Origin of the sequence: Nesterenkonia sp. YGD6, from assembly GCF_022565895.1 — a bacterium.
In the GTDB taxonomy this organism is placed as follows: Bacteria; Actinomycetota; Actinomycetes; order Actinomycetales; family Micrococcaceae; genus Nesterenkonia.
In genome coordinates this window covers 652,186-673,580 of record NZ_JAJOYY010000001.1, presented here as the reverse complement: position 1 = coordinate 673,580, position 21,395 = coordinate 652,186, and the positions used below count along the sequence as shown (strand labels likewise).

22 protein-coding genes are annotated in these 21,395 nt (G+C 68.2%); 15 read left to right on the top strand and 7 right to left on the bottom strand.

What is annotated here, in order from left to right; all coding sequences use genetic code 11:
- The first annotated feature begins 2 nt into the window (after positions 1 to 2).
- On the top strand, positions 3 to 1,502 hold the full coding sequence (locus LTI14_RS03035; protein ID WP_241475761.1) for a hypothetical protein: 1,500 nt from the start codon (positions 3 to 5) through the stop codon (positions 1,500 to 1,502).
- On the opposite strand, the gene LTI14_RS03030 is transcribed toward LTI14_RS03035, so the two are convergent.
- Positions 1,458 to 1,847: a phage holin family protein gene (locus LTI14_RS03030; RefSeq protein ID WP_241463709.1), complete on the bottom strand. Its 390-nt coding sequence runs from the start codon at positions 1,845 to 1,847 to the stop codon at positions 1,458 to 1,460. The genes LTI14_RS03035 and LTI14_RS03030 overlap by 45 nt on opposite strands.
- 1 nt (position 1,848) lies before the next feature.
- Here LTI14_RS03030 and hisC point away from each other — a divergent pair, with 1 nt between their 5' ends.
- The 4 genes from hisC (at position 1,849) to LTI14_RS03010 (ending at position 6,700) form a co-directional block, all read left to right on the top strand.
- Positions 1,849 to 2,955, top strand: a complete 1,107-nt coding sequence (hisC, locus tag LTI14_RS03025) for a histidinol-phosphate transaminase (protein ID WP_241463710.1) — start codon at positions 1,849 to 1,851, stop codon at positions 2,953 to 2,955.
- A 78-nt stretch (positions 2,956 to 3,033) separates the two neighbouring features.
- Complete coding sequence (locus LTI14_RS03020) at positions 3,034 to 4,170, top strand: thiamine pyrophosphate-dependent dehydrogenase E1 component subunit alpha (RefSeq protein WP_241470243.1); 1,137 nt, start codon at positions 3,034 to 3,036, stop codon at positions 4,168 to 4,170.
- A gap of 5 nt (positions 4,171 to 4,175) precedes the next feature.
- Positions 4,176 to 5,162: an alpha-ketoacid dehydrogenase subunit beta gene (locus LTI14_RS03015; protein ID WP_241464418.1), complete on the top strand. Its 987-nt coding sequence runs from the start codon at positions 4,176 to 4,178 to the stop codon at positions 5,160 to 5,162.
- Between the two features lie 2 nt (positions 5,163 to 5,164).
- Complete coding sequence (locus tag LTI14_RS03010; RefSeq protein ID WP_241475760.1) at positions 5,165 to 6,700, top strand: dihydrolipoamide acetyltransferase family protein; 1,536 nt, start codon at positions 5,165 to 5,167, stop codon at positions 6,698 to 6,700.
- A gap of 56 nt (positions 6,701 to 6,756) precedes the next feature.
- On the opposite strand, the gene LTI14_RS03005 is transcribed toward LTI14_RS03010, so the two are convergent.
- Positions 6,757 to 7,467: a GerMN domain-containing protein gene (locus LTI14_RS03005; protein WP_241475759.1), complete on the bottom strand. Its 711-nt coding sequence runs from the start codon at positions 7,465 to 7,467 to the stop codon at positions 6,757 to 6,759.
- 431 nt (positions 7,468 to 7,898) lie between these two features.
- On the opposite strand from LTI14_RS03005, the gene LTI14_RS03000 reads away from it, so the two are divergent.
- Both LTI14_RS03000 and LTI14_RS02995 read left to right on the top strand, forming a co-directional pair.
- On the top strand, positions 7,899 to 8,744 hold the full coding sequence (locus LTI14_RS03000; RefSeq protein WP_241463714.1) for an HpcH/HpaI aldolase/citrate lyase family protein: 846 nt from the start codon (positions 7,899 to 7,901) through the stop codon (positions 8,742 to 8,744).
- Between the two features lie 89 nt (positions 8,745 to 8,833).
- A complete protein-coding gene (locus tag LTI14_RS02995) occupies positions 8,834 to 9,949 on the top strand; it encodes a 3-hydroxyisobutyryl-CoA hydrolase (RefSeq protein ID WP_241463715.1) in 1,116 nt (371 codons plus the stop codon).
- A gap of 82 nt (positions 9,950 to 10,031) precedes the next feature.
- On the opposite strand, the gene ald is transcribed toward LTI14_RS02995, so the two are convergent.
- A complete protein-coding gene (gene ald / locus LTI14_RS02990) occupies positions 10,032 to 11,144 on the bottom strand; it encodes an alanine dehydrogenase (protein WP_241475758.1) in 1,113 nt (370 codons plus the stop codon).
- A 245-nt stretch (positions 11,145 to 11,389) separates the two neighbouring features.
- Here ald and LTI14_RS02985 point away from each other — a divergent pair, with 245 nt between their 5' ends.
- Positions 11,390 to 12,202 (top strand): winged helix-turn-helix transcriptional regulator, encoded by an 813-nt coding sequence (locus tag LTI14_RS02985; protein WP_241475757.1) that lies wholly within the window; start codon positions 11,390 to 11,392, stop codon positions 12,200 to 12,202.
- A 56-nt stretch (positions 12,203 to 12,258) separates the two neighbouring features.
- Complete coding sequence (locus LTI14_RS02980) at positions 12,259 to 12,813, top strand: acyl-CoA thioesterase (protein WP_241475756.1); 555 nt, start codon at positions 12,259 to 12,261, stop codon at positions 12,811 to 12,813.
- A 6-nt stretch (positions 12,814 to 12,819) separates the two neighbouring features.
- Here LTI14_RS02980 and LTI14_RS02975 read toward each other — a convergent pair whose 3' ends face one another.
- From LTI14_RS02975 to LTI14_RS02965, 3 genes are all read right to left on the bottom strand, one after another.
- A complete protein-coding gene (locus LTI14_RS02975; protein ID WP_241475755.1) occupies positions 12,820 to 14,067 on the bottom strand; it encodes a hypothetical protein in 1,248 nt (415 codons plus the stop codon).
- A gap of 159 nt (positions 14,068 to 14,226) precedes the next feature.
- Entirely contained in the window at positions 14,227 to 15,228 is a 1,002-nt protein-coding gene (locus LTI14_RS02970) for an aldo/keto reductase family protein (RefSeq protein ID WP_241475754.1), read from the bottom strand.
- A 52-nt stretch (positions 15,229 to 15,280) separates the two neighbouring features.
- Complete coding sequence (locus tag LTI14_RS02965) at positions 15,281 to 15,949, bottom strand: GntR family transcriptional regulator (RefSeq protein ID WP_241470237.1); 669 nt, start codon at positions 15,947 to 15,949, stop codon at positions 15,281 to 15,283.
- 127 nt (positions 15,950 to 16,076) lie between these two features.
- Between LTI14_RS02965 and LTI14_RS02960 the strand changes: the two genes are divergently transcribed.
- Together LTI14_RS02960 and LTI14_RS02955 are read left to right on the top strand one after the other, a co-directional pair.
- A complete protein-coding gene (locus tag LTI14_RS02960; protein WP_241475753.1) occupies positions 16,077 to 17,117 on the top strand; it encodes a D-2-hydroxyacid dehydrogenase in 1,041 nt (346 codons plus the stop codon).
- Between the two features lie 85 nt (positions 17,118 to 17,202).
- Positions 17,203 to 18,666: an amidase gene (locus LTI14_RS02955; protein ID WP_241463722.1), complete on the top strand. Its 1,464-nt coding sequence runs from the start codon at positions 17,203 to 17,205 to the stop codon at positions 18,664 to 18,666.
- On the opposite strand, the gene LTI14_RS02950 is transcribed toward LTI14_RS02955, so the two are convergent.
- A complete protein-coding gene (locus tag LTI14_RS02950) occupies positions 18,599 to 19,531 on the bottom strand; it encodes a DMT family transporter (RefSeq protein ID WP_241470234.1) in 933 nt (310 codons plus the stop codon). The genes LTI14_RS02955 and LTI14_RS02950 overlap by 68 nt on opposite strands.
- A gap of 363 nt (positions 19,532 to 19,894) precedes the next feature.
- Here LTI14_RS02950 and rpmB point away from each other — a divergent pair, with 363 nt between their 5' ends.
- The 4 genes from rpmB (at position 19,895) to LTI14_RS02930 (ending at position 21,356) form a co-directional block, all read left to right on the top strand.
- Positions 19,895 to 20,131 (top strand): 50S ribosomal protein L28, encoded by a 237-nt coding sequence (gene rpmB / locus LTI14_RS02945; RefSeq protein ID WP_036474464.1) that lies wholly within the window; start codon positions 19,895 to 19,897, stop codon positions 20,129 to 20,131.
- Positions 20,131 to 20,298 (top strand): 50S ribosomal protein L33, encoded by a 168-nt coding sequence (gene rpmG, locus LTI14_RS02940; protein WP_022872124.1) that lies wholly within the window; start codon positions 20,131 to 20,133, stop codon positions 20,296 to 20,298. Before rpmB ends, rpmG begins: the two co-directional genes overlap by 1 nt.
- Before the next feature lie 2 nt (positions 20,299 to 20,300).
- Entirely contained in the window at positions 20,301 to 20,606 is a 306-nt protein-coding gene (gene rpsN / locus LTI14_RS02935) for a 30S ribosomal protein S14 (RefSeq protein ID WP_036474463.1), read from the top strand.
- Between the two features lie 465 nt (positions 20,607 to 21,071).
- Positions 21,072 to 21,356 (top strand): HU family DNA-binding protein, encoded by a 285-nt coding sequence (locus tag LTI14_RS02930; RefSeq protein ID WP_241463724.1) that lies wholly within the window; start codon positions 21,072 to 21,074, stop codon positions 21,354 to 21,356.
- Positions 21,357 to 21,395: the final 39 nt, after the last annotated feature.

Here is a 21,395-nt window from a genome sequence, read left to right as displayed (position 1 = left end):
CGGTGTTCGTCATCGCCGAGGATCACTACGGCGAACCCGCCCCGCGGAGGTATTCCGTGCAGGCCCACGGGGGGCCCACCGAGCTGAATCTGGTGCTGGAGAGTCTGCAGATGGCGGCCCAGGGGCTGACCCGCGCCGACGCCGTCGCTGAAGAGCAGCGCCGCGCACTGGGCGGCATCACGGCCGAGATCATCGGCTCGGTGGCCGGGCTCGCGCTGCATTGGCGGATCCCGATGCTGGGGGCGCAGCTGGGAATCAGCCTGGCCGAGACCTCGGTGGGGGCCTGGGCCATGGGGGAGACCGCGCGCGCCGTGCGCAGCGCGCACGATCGCTATCGGGACACCGAGGCGCTGCTGGCGCGCTCGATGGGCACCGCGAGGCATCTTGCACAGTATCCGCAGATCCACCCACACCTGATGGACCCACAGGGGGACAAGGCGCTCGCCGACGCCTGGGGTCGCACCGCCGTGGTGAGCCTTGGCCAGGGGTCCCAGCTGGTGCTGAACCTGCTGGCCAGGAAGCACCCGGTGCTGCGGTCTTCCAAGGAGGCGTCCGGACTGGTGGCCCAGTCGCTGCTGGAGAAGGCCCGTCGGATCTCCCGCGAGAGCACCCAGACGCTGAAGCGGAAGACCCGTCCGCTCGCCGCGACCGAGGTGGACCTGCTCAGCGATCACCTCCAGGGCCAGTCCGAGGTCGCGACGCTCGGAGACTTCAGCATCTCCTCACGGCCCCAGCCGGGTGCGAGCACCCGGCATGTCATCCATATCCCAGGGCTGGAACTCCCCGCGGGGCTGGAAGACATGGACCTGGACGGTCTGGCGCAGGGCCAGCTGGATCTGAGTGCGGGGCGCGGGCTCAACAGTCTCCTGGACGCGGGGACCAACGAGTCGGCGCACCTGCAGGGGGTCATCGATCAGGCGCTGCAGGACTCCGGGGCCCGGCCCGGGGACGAGCTGATCATCACCGGGTACTCCCTGGGTGGGCTGCATGCACTGAACATCGCTGCCGGCGGCACGCTGGGACGCAAGTACCGGATCTCCCAGGTCGCCACCGTGGCCGCTCCCGGCCGTGAGGGTCCGGCGCTCCCAGGAGTCAGGACCACCAGTTTCCAGGACGCCAATGACCCGGTCCCGCGGCTGCTCGGCGGGCCGAGCGAGCTCTCGGCGGATCGGGTGGAGATCACCTACGAGCATCAGGCTCCGAAGGCCGAGCCCGGGGGAGTCTTCGGCGCCAGCCACGGCTACGCGCACAACATCGACGCCATCCGGATCCTCGAGGGTCAGGCGACGGATCATCTGGATGAGGGGCAGCGTGCCCAGCTCGCGGAGCTCGACGAATCGCTGCGCGGAGCCCACGAGGCCACGGTCTATTCCACCGAATGGGACTCTGAGGGAGTGGAGAAGCTCGAGGAGGCCATCGCGGAGCTGGCGGGACGCATGGAGGAGCTTCCCTCCGGCTCAGGCCTCGAGCGGGCGCAGGATGAAGCGGTTGAGCAGCGCTGAGACCAGGGCCACCACGATGGAGCCGAACACCGCGCTCCAGAAGAAGTCCTCCACCACGAAGTGCACCGGGGTCCAGGAGGTCAGCCAGGCGGTGAGCACCAGCATTCCCGCATTGATGACCACGGCGAAGAGCCCCAGCGTCAGGCAGGTGATCGGCAGCGACAGCAGCGAGATGATCGGCTTGATGACCACGTTGACCAGACCGAAGACGGCTCCCACGAAGAGGAACGCGAGGATGGTCGCCCCGGTGCCCTGTTCGGCGCCGTCCACGTAGATTCCGGGAATGAGGAAGGCCGCCGCGGCGAGGGCCAGGGCATTCAAAATAATTGCCAGTAGGATTCTCACGATGACTATGTTCTCACGCGCCGGGTCGATCACCCCAAGGGAAAGCGTCAGCCTTCTGCCCGCCTATGCCGCAGGCAAGCCGCCACGGGCGGCCGAAGGCCTCACGCCGTACAAGCTCTCCTCCAACGAGAACCCGCTGGGGCCGGTCCCCGCGGTGGCTCACGCGATGGCCGCAGTGGACACGCTGCACCGCTACCCGCACCCCAATGCCGAGAGCCTGCGCGCCGGGCTCGCGAAGCTCCTGGACGTCCCGGTGGAAGACATCGTCGCCGGCACCGGCAGCCTGGGTGCGCTGACCCAGATCATCAACGCCTTCGCCGGCTCCAACAGCGACGGCAGCCAGGATGAGGTCATCTACGCGTGGCGCTCCTTCGAGGCCTACCCGATCGTGGTGCGCACCGCCGGCGCCAAGGACGTCACCGTTCCAGTGGCAGCAGACGGTCGCCACGACCTCGAGGCGATGCTCGCCGCGATCACCGAGCAGACCAAGGTGCTCCTGCTGTGCACCCCGAACAATCCCACCGGCCCCGCCCTGCGGCACAGCGAGGTCGAAGCCTTCCTGGCCAAGGTGCCCAGCGACGTCGTCGTCGTGATCGACGAGGCCTACCAGGAGTTCGTCCGCACCGAGGACCCGGTGGACGCGCTCGCCCTGTACCGCAGCCACCCCAATGTGGTGGTGCTGCGGACCTTCTCCAAGGCACACGGTCTGGCCGCGCTGCGCGTGGGCTACTCCATCGCCGGCCAGGAGATCACCCGCCACCTGCGCGTCGTCGCGGCGCCCTTCAGCGTCTCCACTCTGGCCGAGGTCGCGGCACTGGCCTCGCTGGAACACCTGGAGCAGGTCCACGAGCGGGTGGACTCCCTCGTCGCCGAGCGGGACCGGGTCACCTCGGCCCTGGCCGAGGCCGGCTGGAAGATCCCCGAGGCCCAGGGCAACTTCGTCTGGCTCCCGCTGGGTGAGAAGACCGCCGCCTTCGCCGAGGCGGCCGGACTCCAGGCGCTGGCCGTCCGCGGATTCCCCGGCGAGGGCGTACGGGTCACCATCGGTGAGGTCGAAGCCAATGATCGATTCATCGAGTTGTGCCGGACCTACAGATTCGAAGCCTGAGTCGAGCTGACACAATGAACGGTGGCCGTCCTCACCTGCAGGGCGGCCATCAGCGGTGCCACCGGAGAGGATCACACTGTGCAGCCACAAGAGGTGCAGCCCGTACAGCTGCTCACCCCGGATGGGAAGCTCGCTGAGAACGAGGTCTACAGCCCGTTCATCGCCGAGCTGAGCGCGGAGAAGCTGCGCGAGCTCTACCGCTACATGGCCATGGAGCGCCGGCTCGACGCCGAGGCCACCTCGCTGCAGCGCCAGGGCCAGCTCGCGCTCTGGGCGCCGGCGCTGGGCCAGGAGGCCGCCCAGGTGGGCACCATCGCGGCGATCAAGTCCTCCGACATGGTGTTTCCCACCTACCGCGAACATGCCATGGCGCTCTACCGAGGCATCTCCCCAGAGGAGCTGCTGACCATGTTCCGGGCCACCCGGCACACCGGATGGGACCCGCGCGACCACAACTTCCACGTCTACACCCTGGTGCTCGCCGCGCAGACCCTGCACGCCGCCGGCTGGGCCATGGGGATCAACCAGGATCTGCGGATGGGCAGCGTGCCCCGTGACCGCGCCGAGGACGAGATCGTCGTGGCCTGCATCGGCGACGGCGCCACCAGCCAGGGCGATGTCCACGAGTCCATGGTCTTCGCCTCCTCCTACGAGCTGCCGCTGCTCTACTTCATCCAGAACAACCACTGGGCGATCTCGGTGCCCACCCGCACCCAGTCCCGCGGCCCCCTGGTCAACCGGGCGCAGGGCTACGGGTTCGAAGGCGTGCGGGTGGACGGCAACGACGTGCTCGCCAGCTACGCGGTGGCCACCAAGCTCTCCGACGAGATCCGTGCCGGCAAGGGGCCCAAGCTGATCGAATCGGTCACCTACCGGATGGGCGCCCACACCACCGCAGATGATCCCACCAAGTACCGCAGCTCCGAAGAGGTGGAGCTCTGGGAGGGCCGCGACCCGATCCGGCGCTACCGCTCCTGGCTGAGCTCCGCGGACCACGCCGATGAGAGCTTCTTCGCCGAGGTGGACGCCGAATACAAGGACCTCGCCGCCGATATGCGCAGGTCCGTGCTGGCCATGGAGCCCATCGACCTCGAACGGGTCTTCGACACCGTGTATTCGGAGCCGCACCGCCAGGTGGAGACCGAGAAGGCCTGGCTGAAGGACTACGAAGCAGGATTCGCGGAAGATCAGACGGAGGCGGGCACCGCACGATGAGCGCGATCAAAGAGATGGTCATGGCGAAGGCGATCACCGCGGCGCTGCGCGACGAACTCGCGGCAGACCAGAAGACGCTGCTGATCGGTGAGGACATCGGGGCGCTCGGCGGAGTCTTCCGCGTCACCGAGGGGCTGCAGGCCGAGTTCGGCACCCACCGCGTGATCGACTCTCCGCTGGCCGAGTCCGGCATCGTCGGAACCTGCATCGGCATGGCCATGCGCGGCTACCGTCCGGTGGCCGAGATCCAGTTCGACGGATTCGTCTTCCCCGCGTTCAACCAGATCACCACCCAGCTGGCCAAGATGCACAACCGCACCGACGGGAACATCAAGGTGCCGGTGACGATCCGACTGCCCTATGGCGGGCACATCGGGTCGATCGAGCACCACTCCGAATCTCCCGAGGCGCTCTTCGCGCACACCGCGGGGCTGCGTATCCTCGCGCCGTCGAACCCGCAGGACGCCTACTGGATGACGCGCCAGGCCATCGTCAGCGATGATCCGGTCATCATCCTCGAGCCGAAGCGCCGGTACTGGCTCAAAGGGAAGGTCGACCTCGAGAACCCGGCGCCGGACGCATTCCGGGCCCAGGTGCTCCGTGCGGGCACCGACGCCACCATCGCCACCTACGGTCCGCTGGTGCCGGTGGCGCTGGCCGCGGCTGAGGCCGCCCGGGCGGAGAACCGCAGCATCGAAGTGGTGGACATCCGCTCGATCAGCCCGCTCGACGACGAGACCATCGCCCGCTCCGCCGCCAAGACCCAGCGGCTGATCGTTGCGCACGAGGCGCCGACCTTCGGCGGCATCGGCGGAGAGATCGCCGCACGCGTGGCCGAACGGGCCCACCATCGGCTGCTCTCCCCGGTGCTGCGTGTGGGTGGGTTCCACATGCCGTATCCACCGTCGGCCCAGGAGCATCGGTACCTTCCGGACATCGATCGGATGCTGGAAGCCGTGGACCGCAGCTTCAGCTACCAGAGGAGTGCCTGAGCATGGCTGAGACCTTCAACCTTCCCGACGTCGGCGAAGGACTGACCGAGGCCGAGATCGTCACCTGGCGGACCACCGTGGGGGCGACGGTCGAGGTCAACGACATCGTGGTCGAGATCGAGACCGCCAAGTCACTGGTCGAGCTGCCGGTGCCCTACGCCGGCATCGTCACCGAGCTCCTCGCCGCCGAGGGCGAGACCCTCGAGGTCGGGGCTCCGCTGATCCGGATCGCCGCCGAGGGGGAGGAGGCGCCCGATCCAGGTTCGGCGCCGGAGGCCGCCTCTGAGCCCGCTGAGCAGGAGAGTCCCGAGCAGCCCGCCGCCGAGGAGAAGCCAGGCCGCTCACGCTCGGCGCGCGCGAAGAAGGCCGCAGCCCAGAAGCGTGAAGGCTCCGAACGGGGTGATCTCGAACGTGGGAACTCCCAGCGGGTCGGCTCTGCGCGAGACGAGCAGAAGACCCCCACGCAGAATGAGGCCCTGGTCGGCTCAGGTCCCAAGGCGGACTCCGCCTCGAGGCGCGTCCGGACCCGTTCCACGGCACCGGACCTGGTCGACCTGGAGGGCCTTGAGATCGCCGCCCCCGCCTCGGCGTCCGGCACCTACACCGACATCGCCGACATCGTCGCGCGGGCCAGCCCTCCGGTGCGGGCCCTGGCCAAGCGCCTCGGTGTGGCCGTCTGGGAGCTCGTAGGCTCTGGCCGCAACGGGCAGATCACGCGCGATGATGTGGAGCGACAGGCTCAGCAGAAGCGCGAACAGCGCGCCTCCGGCCAGATGCCGGCACCCGGGGCTCCGGCTCCGGGGCGCCGCAAGACCACTCCGGCCGAGGAGGGCCTGCTCTTCGAGGGGCCGCGCGAGGAGAACATCCAGGTCCGTGGAGTGCGCAAGGCGACTGCGCGCAACGTGACTGCCTCGGCGACCACCGTGCCGCATGTCTCGGTGTTCAAGGAGGTCGACGTCACGCGCACCATGGAGCTGCGTCAGGCGTTGAAGAAGGACCCCTCCTATGCGGGGCTGAGCGTCTCACCGATGCTCTTCGCCGCCAAGGCCATCATCTGGGCGGTGCGGCGCAATCCGCAGGTCAACGCCACGTGGCATGACACGCACTACACCTTGAAGAACTACCTGAACCTCGGGGTCGCGGCCGCGACCCCGCGCGGACTGGTGGTTCCGGTCATCCATGAGGCCCATGCCTTCAACACCCGTGGTCTGGCCGCCGCGCTGACCCAGCTGGCCATCGACGCGCGCGAGGGCAGGACCACGCCGGGGGAGATGCAGGGCGGCACCGTCTCGATCACCAACATCGGCACCCTGGGACTCGACAGCGGAACTCCGATCCTGCCTCCGGGGCAGGCCTCGATCGTGGCGCTGGGCGCAGTGCGGAAGAAGCCCTGGGTCGTGGAGGGACAGATCGTGCCGCGCGATGTCATGGTGATCGGCGGGTCCTTCGATCATCGGCTGATCGACGGGGATCTCGCCGGGCGGTTCATCTCCGACGTCGCGGCGGTCATGGAGCAGCCGGGCCTGCTGATCGACTAGCGGCGCAGTCGGGCGGGGCCCGCAGGACGGGTCGGCCCTGCAGATCGGTCGGGCGCTCAGCGCTCGATCTCGTTGATCTGCAGCGGATCCCGGTCCGCCGGGAGCCCGAGCAGCTCGGCCAGCGGCTGGCCGTCCACGGTGACCTCGCTGTCGGTGGCCCCGGTCGCGACACGGGCGGTGGTCTCGATCTGGGTCAGGATCTGCCAGGACTCGCATTCCCCCGTGGTGACCGGTTCGCCGCTCAGGGCGACGCGCACCATGTCCTGTTCAACCTCCACCGAGTCGACGCTGAGCTCTTCGGAGGCGGCGAGCGGGTTGGAGAATGCCGGCGAGCCATGGGAGAAGAGCTCGTCGTCGATCAGAAACTCCAGGGCGGCCACAGCTGGGTCCTCGGTCACCGTCGGCACGGACCGGATCACCGAGACGGTGTCGTCACAGCCGAAGGCGGCAGTCCGGGCGATCTCGATCTCCTGGGCCTGCTCGCCGTCGGGAGTCTCCTCCACCGGGCTGCCGGGCGCCTGCTCGTCCTCCAGGGTTCCCTCCCCGCTCAGCGGAGCCGCCTGGGCCTGCCCGTCAGGGCTCACCATGGCCAGCGGAAGCCGCACCGTGTCGTCGGCTTCGACCTCGGGCTGCGGGATCGTGTTGCTCGGCACCTCCTGCTCCTCCGGCTCCGGATCCGAGGAGCCGCAGCCGGCGAGCAGCACTGCGAGCCCGATGGAGCCCGCACTGACGAGCACGCGAGCGCGGGGCTGGTGGGTCGGAGTCATGGCACCAGGATAGGAGCTGCTCCCGCGCAGACCGAATCCGCGGCCGTCTGAGGAGCGCCGGGAATGCTCGGCGGTGACCGCAGAGTCGGGGGACGAGGGCGCCGGGGGCCCTCGCGGGCAGAAGGCGCTGTGCCGGGGGGCGGCCTTCTGCCCGCGGAATGGGATGAGGAAACCGGGTGCAGACGGGGGCGCTTGTCATGCACCCAGCCAGCAGTTCCTCCCCACAGGGCGACGACGGCCAGGAGAAACGGGGGCATCCTGAGACCGCGTCCGGAATTGACGTCCAAGCAAGGTATTTCAAACTTGAAGTTCAATCGAACTTTAGTCTGAAGCCCAGGCGGTTCGATGTCAACACCTCTGGTTCAATCGTTCGCCGGTGACCCAGAGCACCTGCCGCCTGCCGGACCGGGCTTCTCCGGTAGGCTGGAGGCATGCCCATCCGGAACCGTCGCGCGGCCGCGCTTCCCGCCAAACTCTCCCGCTCGTGGCTGCTGATCAACGCCGCCAAGGAGCAGGACTTCGCTCCCGGACTGGCCAGCGAGGCCGATTCTGTGATCTTCGACCTGGAGGCGTCGGTCCCCGATGACGGAAAGGTCGCCGCCCGAGAGGCGGTGCTGCGCGCGCTCAACGGCGGGATGACCGCCTGGGTCCGGGTCAGCCCCACCACCTCCGAGCACTGGGAAGATGACCTGGCGGCGCTCTCGCGGGCAGACGGGCTGCGCGGAGTGATGCTGGCTGAGACCGAGCATCCCGAGCAGGTCACCTACACCGCGATGCGCCTGCGCGCCGGAACCCCGGTCATCGCACTTGTGGAGTCCGCGCTCGGCGTGGAGAACGCCACCCAGATCGCGTCGGCCCCGGGCACCTTCCGGCTGGCCTTCGGCACCAATGACTTCCGCAAGGATGTTGGCGTCTCCGCCGATCCGATGGCGCTGGCCTATGCAAGGGCACGCCTGGTCATCGCCTCTCGCGTGGGTGGTCTCCCCGGGGCCATCGACGGCCCGACGGCGCCGGATGCGGACCCGCAGCAGACGGCCGAAGCCTGCCAGGTCACTGCCAGCATGGGCATGACCGGCAAGCTCTCGCTGAACCGCGCCCAGGTCGAGCACATCAACACCGGCCTGGCGCCGTCGGAGGATGAGCTGAACTGGGCCCGCGAGCTGATCGAGGCGCACGAGGCCGGCGGCTCCATCGGCGATGGCTCCTACCTTCCGCGCCTGGCGCGGGCGCAGAAGATCGCCTCCCTGGCGGACTCCTACGGTCTCTGGAACGCCTGACCTGCCTCTCCAGCGCCTGATCCGGCGCCGGAGGGCTTCCCCGGCGCCGCTGTTGGGTCAGCCGCAGGGCCCCGTGTAACCTCTGTCACATGGGCAGGGAGACATATACCGGCGATGTGGCCTTTGAGCTGCGCGGACACCTCGGCATCATCACGCTGAATCGACCCCATGCGGTCAATGCGCTGACCCAGCTGATGTGTGAGTGCATCCTGGTGCAGCTGCAGGACTGGGCCGTCGATGATCGGGTGAGCCAGGTGCTCATCCGCGGCGCCGGAGACCGCGGGCTCTGTGCCGGCGGCGACGTCTCCAGCCTGTACCAGGAGATGGTCCAGCTTCAGGGGCTCGACGGCGGCGCCGTCCTCCCCGCCGGCGCCCCAGGCTACGAGGCCGAATTCACCAGCGAGACGTTCCTGGCGAATGAATATGCGCTCAACCGCACGATCGCCGAGTATCCCAAGCCCTATGTCGCACTGATGGACGGTCTGGTCCTCGGCGGCGGCATCGGGGTCTCCGCCCACGGATCCCACCGGATCGTCACCGAGCGCACCCGAGCCGGCATGCCCGAGACCACCATCGGATTCGCTCCTGATGTCGGAGGCACCTGGCTGCTGGGGCAGGCCCCGGGTCGGCTGGGGCTGCACGCAGGCCTCACCGGCGCTCACCTCGACGCCGCCGATGCGATCACCCTGGGCCTGGCCGACGTCGAGGTCCCGAGTGACGTCCTCGCTGAACTGACCCAGGCACTGAGCACCGAACTCGTGGCGGATGCGCTCCCGCGCTTCACGCGCACCCCGGAAGCCTCGACGTTGGCGCGTTCGCGCAGCTGGATCGACCAGGCCTACGCCGCGCCGAATGTGGAGGCGGCGCTTCAGCGACTGGACGAGCTGGCGCTCACCGAGGAGGCCGCCGCGGCGGCCGCCGAGTCCCTCCGGAAGAAGTCTCCGGTCTCGCTGAAGGTCGCGCACCGGGCCATCCTGGCCGCCCAGGAGCTCACGCTGCCCCAGGCGCTGGAGGCGGAGTTCACCGTTGCGGTGCACATGCTTCGCTCAGCAGACTTCAGAGAAGGCATCCGCGCGCAGATCATCGACAAGGACCGGGCCCCGCAGTGGAGCCCCGGCACGCTCGAAGCCGTTGACCTCGAGCTGGTGCAGACCTACTTCACCCCTGTCCCGGGGCACCGGCTCGCCGACCGCCAGAGCCTGTGAGCTGAGGCAGGCCGGCGACCCGGACCGTCGAAGGGGTGGGACCGTCGAAGGGGTGGGACCGTCGAAGGGACCAGGCTGCCGATCAGGCCAGCACGTCGGCCGTGGCGCGATACTGCGCCCCCAGGGCCTCGGCCACCGGAGCGTTGGTGACGGCACCGGCGTGCACGTTCAGCCCGTTGGCCAGATGCGGGTCCTCACGCAGCGCCTGCTTCCAGCCCTTGTCCGCCAGGGCGAAGATGTAGCGCAGCGTGGAGTTCGTCAACGCTGCGGTGGAGGTGTGCGGCACCGCGCCGGGCATGTTCGCCACGCAGTAGTAGATCTGCTCCCCGATGGTGAAGGTGGGATCGGCATGGGTGGTGGGACGGGAGCCCTCGAAGCAGCCTCCCTGGTCGATGGCGATGTCCACCAGCACCGACCCTGGGCGCATCGCCGCGGCCATCTCGCGGGTCACCAGCTTCGGCGCGGTCGCTCCGGGGACCAGCACCGACCCGATCACCAGATCCGCGGCGGCCACCTCTTCGGTGAGGGTCAGCGTGTTCGAGGCGAGCGTGGTCAGACCGCGACCGGAGAGCGCGGAGAGCTCCCGGAGCCGTTCGATGTTCAGGTCCAGCACGGTGACATCGGCGCCCATGCCCTGCGCGGTCAGGGCCGCCTGCTCGCCGGCCTTGCCGCCGCCGATGACCACGACCTTTGCGGGCCGCGCCCCTGGAACGCCGCCGATGAGGATGCCGGGACCGCCCTGGGAGTGCATCAGGTGATAGGCGCCGACCTGGGGAGCCAGCCGTCCGGCGACCTCGCTCATCGGGGCCAGCAGCGGCAGCCCATGGGTGCCGGTGACCGTCTCGTAGGCGATCGCGGTGACGCCGCGCTCCTGCAGCGCGCGGGCGCAGTCGGGCTCCGCCGCGAGATGGAGATAGGTGAAGAGCACCTGACCTGCGCGCATCCGCGGGAACTCCTCGGCCTGGGGCTCCTTGACCTTCAGGATCATCTCGGCGTGCTCCCAGACCTCATCGGCGCCGCCGAGGATCTCAGCCCCTGCCGCACGATAGTCCTGATCGGCGAAGCCGGATCCGGTGCCGGCGCCGTTCTCGATCAGCACCCGGTGTCCGCGGGCGGTGAGGTCCACCGTTCCGGCCGGTGTCAGGGCCACGCGGTACTCGTTGTTCTTCACTTCGGCGGGGACTCCGATGATCATGTGTTCTCCTCGGTAAATGCCAGGTGCGGCGGGTCGGCAGGGGTGAACCGGTGACGGACAAGGGGTGATGTCAGTCACCGCGGCCAGTCTTTCATGAAACCTCAGCTCGTTCTGAAGGACTGAGGGGCCGATCTGTTGTTGACTCTGGGGCTTCGCCCTAGGATCAGAGCTTGACAGTCTGTAGAGTTCCGGGATATCTGCCACGTCCTGATCAGGCAGTTCAGCAGACGGACCGGGGAGGTGCGATGGCGGGAGAGAACAGTGCCGGGCCACTGCATGAGTTCCCGATGGCCTCCGTGCACCCGGTGCTCGGGCCCGCGCTGATGATCTCCTCGCCGGTGCTCATCCTCGGCGGACCCTCCCCGGCGGCCTCGGAGCTGAGTCAGCGGCTGCGTGGGATCGATGTGAAGGTGCTGCTGGCCTCCAGCGCGGAGACCGCCCGGCAGGCGCTGCAGGTGGACGCCCCGGAGCTCTTCGTGGTGGACGCGCGCTCCAGCCGGCGAGTGGGTGACCTGGAGCGGGTCATGGAGGGTCTGCGCGCGAGCACCGAGCCGTCTGCGGTGCTGCACTGGTTCGACGCGGACGTCGAGCTGGAACGGCTGCTCGAGACCGTGCACCCGCAGGATGACCACATGGCGGGTTCGATCTCCGTTCAGGAGGCGCTGCGCCGGCTCCACCTCATCACGGCGCGGCTCCCGGAGCGGACCGAGGGTGAACGTCTGCTGGTCGGTGATCTCGAGCTGGACACCGCGGCACGCACGGTGCGCCGAGGCGGCCGAGACATAGACCTCTCCGACACGGAGTTTCGTCTGCTGCGCCTGCTGATGCGCCATGCCAGGACGGTCCTGCCCAAGGCCGAGATCCTGCAGCAGGTATGGGAGTACGAGTTCGCCGGACAGGCCAACATCGTGGAGCTCTACATCTCTTATGTGCGCAAGAAGATCGAGGTCGACATGCCCCGGATGATCCACACCGTCAGAGGGGCCGGATACGTGCTTCGCCCGGCGGATCATGGACCATCCAGCCCATCGTCGGCATCCTCGGCGGGCTCGCCCTGAGGGTCGAGCCCCAGGTCAACTTATTACTGACTGGTAGCTTGTGGCACACTGTGCCCATGCATGTGATATTCCGCACCCTGCTGGTGCTGCTCCAGGCCCGCCGTCGACCCACCATGACTCCCTGGGAATCCTCGGTGGTCACGATGCGCGCGCTGCCCACCGACGTCGACATCGCCCGCCACATCAACAACGGCCAGTACTTCTCACTCTTCGATCTCGGTCGGTTCGACCTCATGGCACGCTCCGGACTCTGGGCACAGATGCGTAAGCGCGGATGGTCACCGGTGGTCCAGTCCGAGCAGATCACCTTCCGACGCTCGGTGACGTTCATGACTCGGTTCGAGATTCACACCCGCATGATCGGCTTCGATGAGAAGTGCTTCTACTTCGAGCAGCGAGCCGTGGTCGACGGTGAGATCTACGTTCGGGCCCACGTCGCCGGCCGGCTGCTCTCCAGCGCGGGCCCCGTGCCCAACGTCGAGATCCTCGGCGCGATCCGCGACCTCGGCCACGAGGCGCCGGAGGACCTCTCTGTCAGTGAGGAGCTCCAGACCTGGCGGCGCGATTCGGCGCTGCCGGCCGCCCGGAAGACGGCTCCCAACACCTGGTGAGGCGGCTCAGCCGGGGGAGTCGGACCGGCGAGCGGCCACGACCATCGCGGCGGCGCCAGCGAGGATCGCCACCAGCGCCAAGACGACCGCGTTGAAGGCCTGGAGGGTGTTCAGTCCGGTCGCCGCCAGCTCCGAGTCCTCGGCCAGCTCTGAAGGCGCGGCCTGCTCCGAGGCTTCGGTCGGCTGTGCGGCCGACTCGGAGGGGCTGGTGCCGGAGGCATCCCGCCCGGGCAGCGAATAGCCGGGCATTCCAGGAATCGGTGGGCCGCTGAAGGTCTCGGAGGCTTCTGCGGGGGTGCTCGCGGCGCTCGGGGTCTCGGCCGCCTCGGGAGTCTCCGGTGTGACAGGCGCCGGGATGTCCTCGCCTGCGTCGGACTCCTGGGGTGGGGTCGGCTGCACCGCGTCGTCGGCACCCTCCGATGTGGACTGCAGACCGATGTTGCATCGGTCTGCGACCCGCTCCCCGCTCGGGGAGATCCCACGAACCGCGAAATCATCCTGTGCAGAACCAGGCGGCAGCGGTGAGGGGGCCTGATAGTAGACGACCCCGCCGTCGATCCAGATGGTGGCGCCGGTCAGGCTCGAGCCGACGGTGAGGTCGGTCAGTCCGCTGCTCATCTGCAGGCGCAGGGTCTCGGTCTGCCCCGGGGAGGCGAAGGCGGAGCCGCAGCGAAGGTAGTGCTCGCCCTCCGCAGGCGCCGAGATCTCCTCCTCCGGATCGGTCGGGAAGACCGGTGGGGACTCCTCGTCGGTGGGCTCGGGCTGGGGGAGCTCGGGGTCTGTGGACTCGGGCTCGGTGGGTCCAGGATCGGTGGGCTCAGGATCGGTGGGCGCGGGGTCAGTCGGTCCAGGATCGACCGGCTCTGGCTCCGGCGTGTCCATGGGATCTGCCGGCAGGGTGGGGTCCGCCGGGGACTCGAGGGGATCCTCGCCGGGATCCTCGCTGGGATCGAGCGGCTCCGGGGCGGGCTCCGGCGAAGGTGCAGGACCCGGGTCCGCGACGTCATCGTTCGACTCCGAAGCGTCTCCATCGACCTGCTGGTCAACCGTGTCACCGGTGCCCGTGGTGGGAGCGGCGGAAGTCGACGGGGCATCGGGGGACGCGACGGCTGCGGTGGGGGCTGCGCCCACGAGCAGGGCGATGCTCACCAGGGCTGCGCCGCTGAGCGGGACCGCCCGCCGTGCTCCTCGCTTCATCCAGTCCTGCTCCCCGCGCCGGTGGTCAGCTGCGCCCATGTTCAGGCGGCTGTCCATGTCTTCAGTCCAGCGGCCAGTGTACGTTCCGGGCCACCATTTTCATAACGAAACGGTAAAGGTGACCGGATTCCGAGACGACTGCGGAGCGCGCCCGATGCGCTGTATCACCGGGCGCGCTCCGCATCCAGCCGGGGGGGAGACGAGGGGTCTCTGGGGTCAGCTGATGCGCGTCTCCGGGGACTTCGTCAGGCTGGGATCCTGCTCGGCCAGATCCCCGAGCACCGCGTCGATGGCGTGCATCGCGGCGTCGTCAAGGGTGACTCCGGCGGCGGCGACGTTCCCGGAGATCTGCTCCGGACGGGACGCGCCGACCAGCGCGGAGGCGACGTTCGGGTTCTGCAGCACCCACGCCACGGCGAGCTGCGCGAGATCCAGGCCGTGGTCCGCGGCGATCGGCTTCAGGTTCTGCACCGCGGTGAGGATCTCCTGGTCCATGTACCGCTCGATGAACTTTCCTGCCTCCTTGTCCGAGGCGCGGGAACCCTCCGGAGCGGCCCGGCCCGGCAGATACTTTCCGGTCAGCACGCCCTGGGCGATGGGTGACCAGACGATCTGGGAGATGCCGAGATCCTCCGACGCCGGCACCACCTCGGGCTCGATGACCCGCCAGAGCATGTTGTACTGCGGCTGGTTGCTGATCAGCTGCACGCCGAGGTCCTTGGCCAGCGTGTGTCCCGCACGCAGCTGATCCGCGGTCCACTCGGAGACCCCGATGTAGAGCGCCTTGCCGGAGCGGACCACGTCGGCGAAGGCCTGCATGGTCTCCTCGAGCGGAGTCTCGTAGTCATAGCGGTGCGCCTGGTAGAGGTCGACGTATTCGGTGCCGAGTCGGGTCAGCGAACCGTTGATCGACTCCATGATGTGTTTGCGGGAGAGTCCGGTGTCATTGTGCCCCTTGGGGCCGGTCGGGAAATAGACCTTGGTGAAGATCTCCAGGGACTCACGGCGCTGCCCGGCCAGTGCGTCGCCGAGGACCTGTTCGGCCACGGTGTTGGCATAGACGTCCGCGGTGTCGAAGGTCGTGATCCCGGCGTCGAGCGCTGCGTGGACGCACTCGGTCGCGACATCGTTCTCGACCTGTGAGCCGTGGGTCAACCAGTTGCCGTAGGTGATCTCTGAGATTTTCAGGCCTGAATGTCCGAGATATCTGAATTCCATTCTTCGACCTTATCCCCGTCGGCCGCGCAGGACCATGGGGTGCGTGAGGAGTTCACCGAGAGGCTCTGACCAGGCGGTCCAGGGCTTCCTGCATGTGTTCCTCGATCTCCCGCACCAGCGCGGCATCGTCGCCGGAGGCGATGGCCTCGACGATGCGTGAATGCTCCGCGACCTGGTCCTCGGGATCGAAGTAGGTCCCCTGCAGCGCCGTCATGCACATCCTGGTCTCCACCATCAGGGTCTCGTGGACCCGGTGCAGCCGGGGGCTTCCGGCCAGACTCACCAGCTCCTCGTGAAAGGCGAAGTCTGCGTCCGCGAGCGCCTCAAGGTCCCCGGCTGCTGCGGCGGCGGCCATCGCGGCAGCTCGGGCGCGCAGGCGCTCGGTGCCCGGTATCACCGCCTCGCTGTGGGCCACCGCGCGGGCCGCGGCGGTCTCGATCGCGGTGCGGGTCAGGTAGAGATCACGGATCTCGGCCTCGTCCAGCTCCTTGACGAAGAGTCCGCGATTGAGCTCGCTGCGGACCAGGCCTTCCTGGACCAGGCGCTGCATGGCCTCGCGCAGCGGGCCCCGACTGACGCCGAACTCGGCCGCCAGGGCCACCTCGGAGAGCTGGGTGCCTGCGGGCAGGGCGCCTCTCATGATTCCCTCGCGCAGCTGGCGGGTGATCAGCGAGGAGGTGGACTCACGGGGGACGGGCTGAAAGCCTGACGCGGAACTCATGATATCTCCGGATTGTTGACAATCTTCACAGGTATTCATAGCATAGCCGCACTGAAGATGAAAGGTCGGCAGACCAGACATGGGCCGGGCAGGGCCGATACGACGGGCCAGAAATGAGCAGGTGAACATGACCCCAGCGAGACCGATCATCACGGTGCTGTGTCCCACTGCAGAGGCGGCACCGGAGGACGAATCACAGGACGCATCACAAGATTCAGCTCAGCATTCAGCCGAGCTCCAGCGACCCGCAGGGCTGGAGCCGATCGAGCGCCTGGCCGAGGTCAGGTACACCGACGCCGCCGGGCTCGGCGCCGCACTCGAGGGCGCGCAGGCGCTCTTCCTCTGGGACTTCTTCTCCCCGGCGGTGCGACAGGCCTGGCCGCAGGCGGACGCGCTGAGATGGATCCATGTCGCCGCGGCCGGAGTGGACGCGCTGATGTTCGAGGAGCTGCGCAGCTCCGAGGTCACGGTGACCAACGCGCAGGGAATCTTCGACCGGCCGATCGCGGAATACGTGCTGGCAGCCATCTTCGCCCATGCCAAGGACTTCGCGGCAAGCCTGCGCCACCAGCAGCAGCGCCAGTGGGTGCACCGCGAGACGCTGCAGGTGCAGGGAACCTCCGCGCTGGTCATCGGCACCGGGGCGATCGGCCGGGAGACGGCGCGGCTGCTGCGCGCGGTCGGGATCACGGTCACCGGAGCCGGACGCACCGCCCGCGAGCAGGACCCAGACTTCGGCACGGTGGTGGACAGCGCGCAGCTGCCCCAGCACATCGGCGGCTTCGATCACATCATCAACGCCGCCCCGCTCACCGCGCAGACCACCGGGCTGATCGGCGCCCAGTCCCTGGCGGCCATGCGCAGCGGTGCGCACCTGATCAACATCGGTCGCGGAGAATCCGTGGACGAGCCCGCGCTGGTCGAGGCGCTGGAAGCGGGCCGCCTCGCCCACGCCACCCTCGACGTCTTCGCTCAGGAGCCGCTGCCGGTGGACTCGCCGCTCTGGACGATGGAGTCGGTGACGATCTCCGCCCACATGTCCGGAGACGTGATCGGCTGGCGCAAGGCGCTCGCGGAGCAGTTCGTGGACAACGCGCAGCGCTGGCTCGACGGGGCGGAGCTGAAGAACATCGTGGACACCGCCAAGGGATACGTCCCGCGACATTGAACTGAATCTGACCCAGCCGACGCTTCACCCACCCGACCTGCTGCACCAGACGAGTCCTCGGACTCCAGAGCTTGAGGAGGGGCGCATGACGCACCTTGCTGACCTGACCGCCGTCGAACTTCTCGCGGGCTACCGCACCGGCGACTTCACCCCGGTGGACGCCACAGAGGCCGCCCTGGAGCGGATCGAGGCGCACAACGGGGCGCTGAACGCCTTCGTGCTGGTGGACCGGGAGTCCGCCCTCGAGTCCGCCCGGGGCTCGGCACGGCGCTGGAGCTCCGGTGAGACGCTGGGCCCCGGAGACGGGGTGCCCACCTCGATCAAGGACATCTTCCCGACCGTGGGCTGGCCGACCCTGCGCGGCAGCAGGCTGATCGATGAGGCCGGCCCCTGGGATTTCGACGCACCCTGCGTGGCACGGCTGCGCGAGACCGGGGCGGTGCTGCTGGGCAAGACCGCGACGCCGGAGTTCGCCTGGAAGGGCACCACCGACTCGCTGCGGTTCGGCGCCACCACCAACCCCTGGAACCCCGCGCTGACCGCGGGCGGATCCTCCGGCGGCGCGGCCGCGGCGGTCGGGGCCGGGATGGGCCCCTGGGCGGTGGGCACCGACGGTGGCGGCTCGGTCAGGATCCCGGCGGCCTTCACCGGCACCGTGGCGATCAAGGCCACCTACGGCACCGTGCCGATGTACCCCGCAAGCCCCTTCGGGACCCTCGCCCATGCCGGGCCGATGGCGCGCACCGTCACCGACACCGCGCTGCTGCTCGATGTGATCGCCGGCTTCGACGCCCGCGACTGGTCCGCGCTGCCCTCACAGACGCGCCCCTTCTCGGCAGAGCTCGCCGAGCTCGAGGTCGACGGGGGCTCGCTCGCCGGAGTGCGGATCGGCTACTCGCCCACCCTTGGCCTCGGGAGCAATGATCCCGAGGTCGAGGCGCGGGTCGATGAGGCGGTCCAGGTGCTGGTCTCGCTGGGCGCCCAGGTGGAGCAGGTGGACCCCGATCTGGAGGATCTGATGGAGGCGTTCCACGTGCTCTGGTTCACCGGTGCGGCGAAGGTGCTCGAGGCCTATGGCCCCGGCGCGCTGGAGCATGTGGATCCAGGCCTGCGCGCGGGCATCGAGAAGTACGCCGATGCCTCGGCGCTGGACTATCTCAGCGCCACCGGGGTGCGCATGAACCTGGGGGTGCGCATGGGGGCGTTCCACCAGAAATACGATCTGCTGGTCACTCCCACCATGCCGATCCCTGCCTTCGACGCGAACCGGCAGGCTCCCGTCGGTTGGCCCTCGGACCTGTGGACCAGCTGGACCCCGTACACCATCCCGTTCAACATGACCCAGCAGCCCGCCATCTCGGTGCCCTGCGGGCTGACCAGCGCCGGGCTGCCGGTGGGGCTGCAGATCGTCGCCGCCAGGACGCGGGACCGCTCGGTGCTGCGCGCGGCCCGGGCCTATGAGCTGGCCAGCGGTGAGAAGTTCAGTGCGACGGTGGCGCCGGCCCGACAGGCCGCGCCGGTCGCCCGGGTCGACGGAGCTGTGCGATAGCCACACCGGTCAGCGTCACCGCGCCGCCGATGATCCCCAGCAGCGGCGGGATCTCTCCGAGAGTGAGCCAGGACATCACCACGACGACGGCGGGCACCGCCAGCGTGCTGGCGGCGACCTTGCCGGTGGGGAAGTGGTTCATCGCGTAGCCCCAGAACCAGAAGCCCAGCGCGGTGGGTCCGATGCCCATGTAGATGGCGCCGATGATCACCGGTGTCGAGGTGGTCTGCAGCTCTTCCCAGGTCGCGCCGAGGAAGGGCAGCAACGCGATGGTGCCCGCGGCGCAGGCCAACCAGGTGGCGGTCAACGGGTCGGTGTGGCGCAGTGCCAGCTTCTGGATCAGCATGCCGGCGGCGTAGAGGAACGCCGCGATCAGCGCGATGCCCAGCCCGATCAGGGCCAGCTGGCCGGTGGATCCGGCCACGGTGATCAGTCCGATGCCGCAGAGCGAGACCACCATCCCCATGAAGAGCCGGGTGGAGAAGGACTCCTTGAAGAACAGCACCGCGCCGACCCCGACCATCAGCGGGGCGAGATTGACCACCATCGCGATGGTCCCGGCGTCGAGGTAGTGCCCGGCGAGGTTGAACACCACGGTGTAGAGCGCGAACCAGATGACCCCGAAGAGCGCGGTGAGTCCGAGCGCAGCTCGGGTGGGCCGGTGCAGCCTCCCACGGCGGACCCAGAGCAGCAGCGCGCTCAGCGTCACCGCTCCGGCGAGCAGCCGCAGCAGCGCGAGCGGCCCGGGGGAGAGCTCCCCGGCCGACCATCGGATGAGGACGAAGGATGAGGCCCACATGAGCACCGTGGCGATGATGGCCGCCACCGGCAGTGCTGTGCGGGTGCGGGTGGCGTTCTGAGTCACGCCATGACTGTACCGCCGCCGCTCGAGCCCGATTCTCACCCGCTTTGCCGAATGGCCGAGCCCGGGCTAACATAGACAGTCGCAAGCCGTGCTGCGCTGTGCACATGCGTGTCCTCTTGGAGCGGGGGCTGTCATGGGTACCAGCGCCGGAAAGCAGCATGGCAGTTGTGAAGCCTGGATTCCAGAGCACCACATCAAGCACCACCGTCCGTTCAGCGTCTCGCTGGACGAATGAGAAGACACTTCGGTTGGATCTCACCCAGCCTGGTCCGTCCTCGCAAGTAACGGTGTCATAGCTGGTGGCGGGACCCAGAATCGGGGACCGCCCGTATACATTCACGTACTTACGCAAGAGGAGTGATCATGGCAGCACGTTGCCAGGTGACCGGAGTGGGGCCGCAGTTCGGCAACTCGATCTCCCACTCGCATCGGCGCACCAAGCGCCGGTTCGACCCGAACATCCAGAAGAAGCGCTACTGGGTTCCTTCATTGGGACGCAATGTGACGCTGACCTTGTCCGTCAAGGGCATCAAGACCATCGACGTCCGCGGCATCGACGTTGTCGTCGCCGAGCTGATCGAGAAGGGTGAGAAGCTCTAATGGCCAAGGACAAGGACGTACGTCCCATCATCAAGCTGAAGTCGACGGCAGGCACCGGGTTCACCTATGTGACCCGTAAGAACCGCCGCAACAACCCCGACCGCATCGTGCTCAAGAAGTACGATCCGGTCGTTCGCAAGCATGTCGACTTCCGAGAGGAGCGCTGATCATGGCTAAGAAATCCAAGATCGCAAAGAACGAACAGCGCAAGGTCATCGTTGAGCGCTACGCCGAGAAGCGTCTGCAGCTGAAGAAGACCCTCGTTGATCCCAACGCGTCGGACGAGGACCGCGAAGCAGCTCGCGTGGGTCTGCAGAAGCTTCCCCGCGATGCTTCCCCGATCCGCGTGCGCAACCGCGACTCCATCGATGGTCGCCCCCGCGGCACCTTCCAGAAGTTCGGCATCTCGCGCATCCGCTTCCGCGATATGGCTCACAAGGGTGAGCTGCCCGGTATCACCAAGTCTTCCTGGTGATCAGCCGCGGCTGAAGCAGAACCATCTCTGAAGGGGTGGGTCGCCTTCGGGCGGCCCGCCCCTTCGGTGGTTGTCCAATACACATTCTGCTGTAGATTGGACCCAGAGCCCGCTCGCCTCGGCGAACGAGCTCCACAAAGACCGCCACCCGTGCGGAGGCTCCTGTTCCTCACCCCCTGGAGGAACAGCATCAGTCCTCCCACGGGTGGCTTTTTGTTCGTGAGCTTTTTGTTCATATCACCCTCCCCGGCCGCCGTGCGGTGTGTTCGCGGAGCGGGAAATGCGTCGTTCTGGCCCAGGATCACGCGGTTCCATGCTGGTTCGGCCGGGCCTGCGTGGTAAGTTGCCGTTCTGAAAGCCCCACGCGGCATGACCGGTCCGGCGACGCAGAAGAGCGCGTCAGTCGCACGCATTGCGCAGGTCATGCCGGGGACTGCCACCGAATACGTCCAGGAGGACAAACACATGGCACTGAACCGCAGCGAGCTCGTCGCAGCAGTCGCAGAGAAGTCCGGAAACTCCCAGGCCGCCGTCAACGGCGTTCTGGATTCGGTCTTCGAGGTCTTCACCGAGCAGGTTTCCAAGGGCGAGAAGGTCAGCATTCCCGGTTGGCTGGCAGTGGAGCGCACCAAGCGCGCCGCCCGCACCGGACGCAACCCGCAGACCGGTGAGACCATCCAGATCCCGGAGGGCTACTCCGTGAAGCTCTCCGCAGGTTCCAAGCTGAAGGCTGCTGCCACCGGCAAATGAGCCCGATGAGCCGCGGCACTCTGTGAAGCAGAGTCGCCC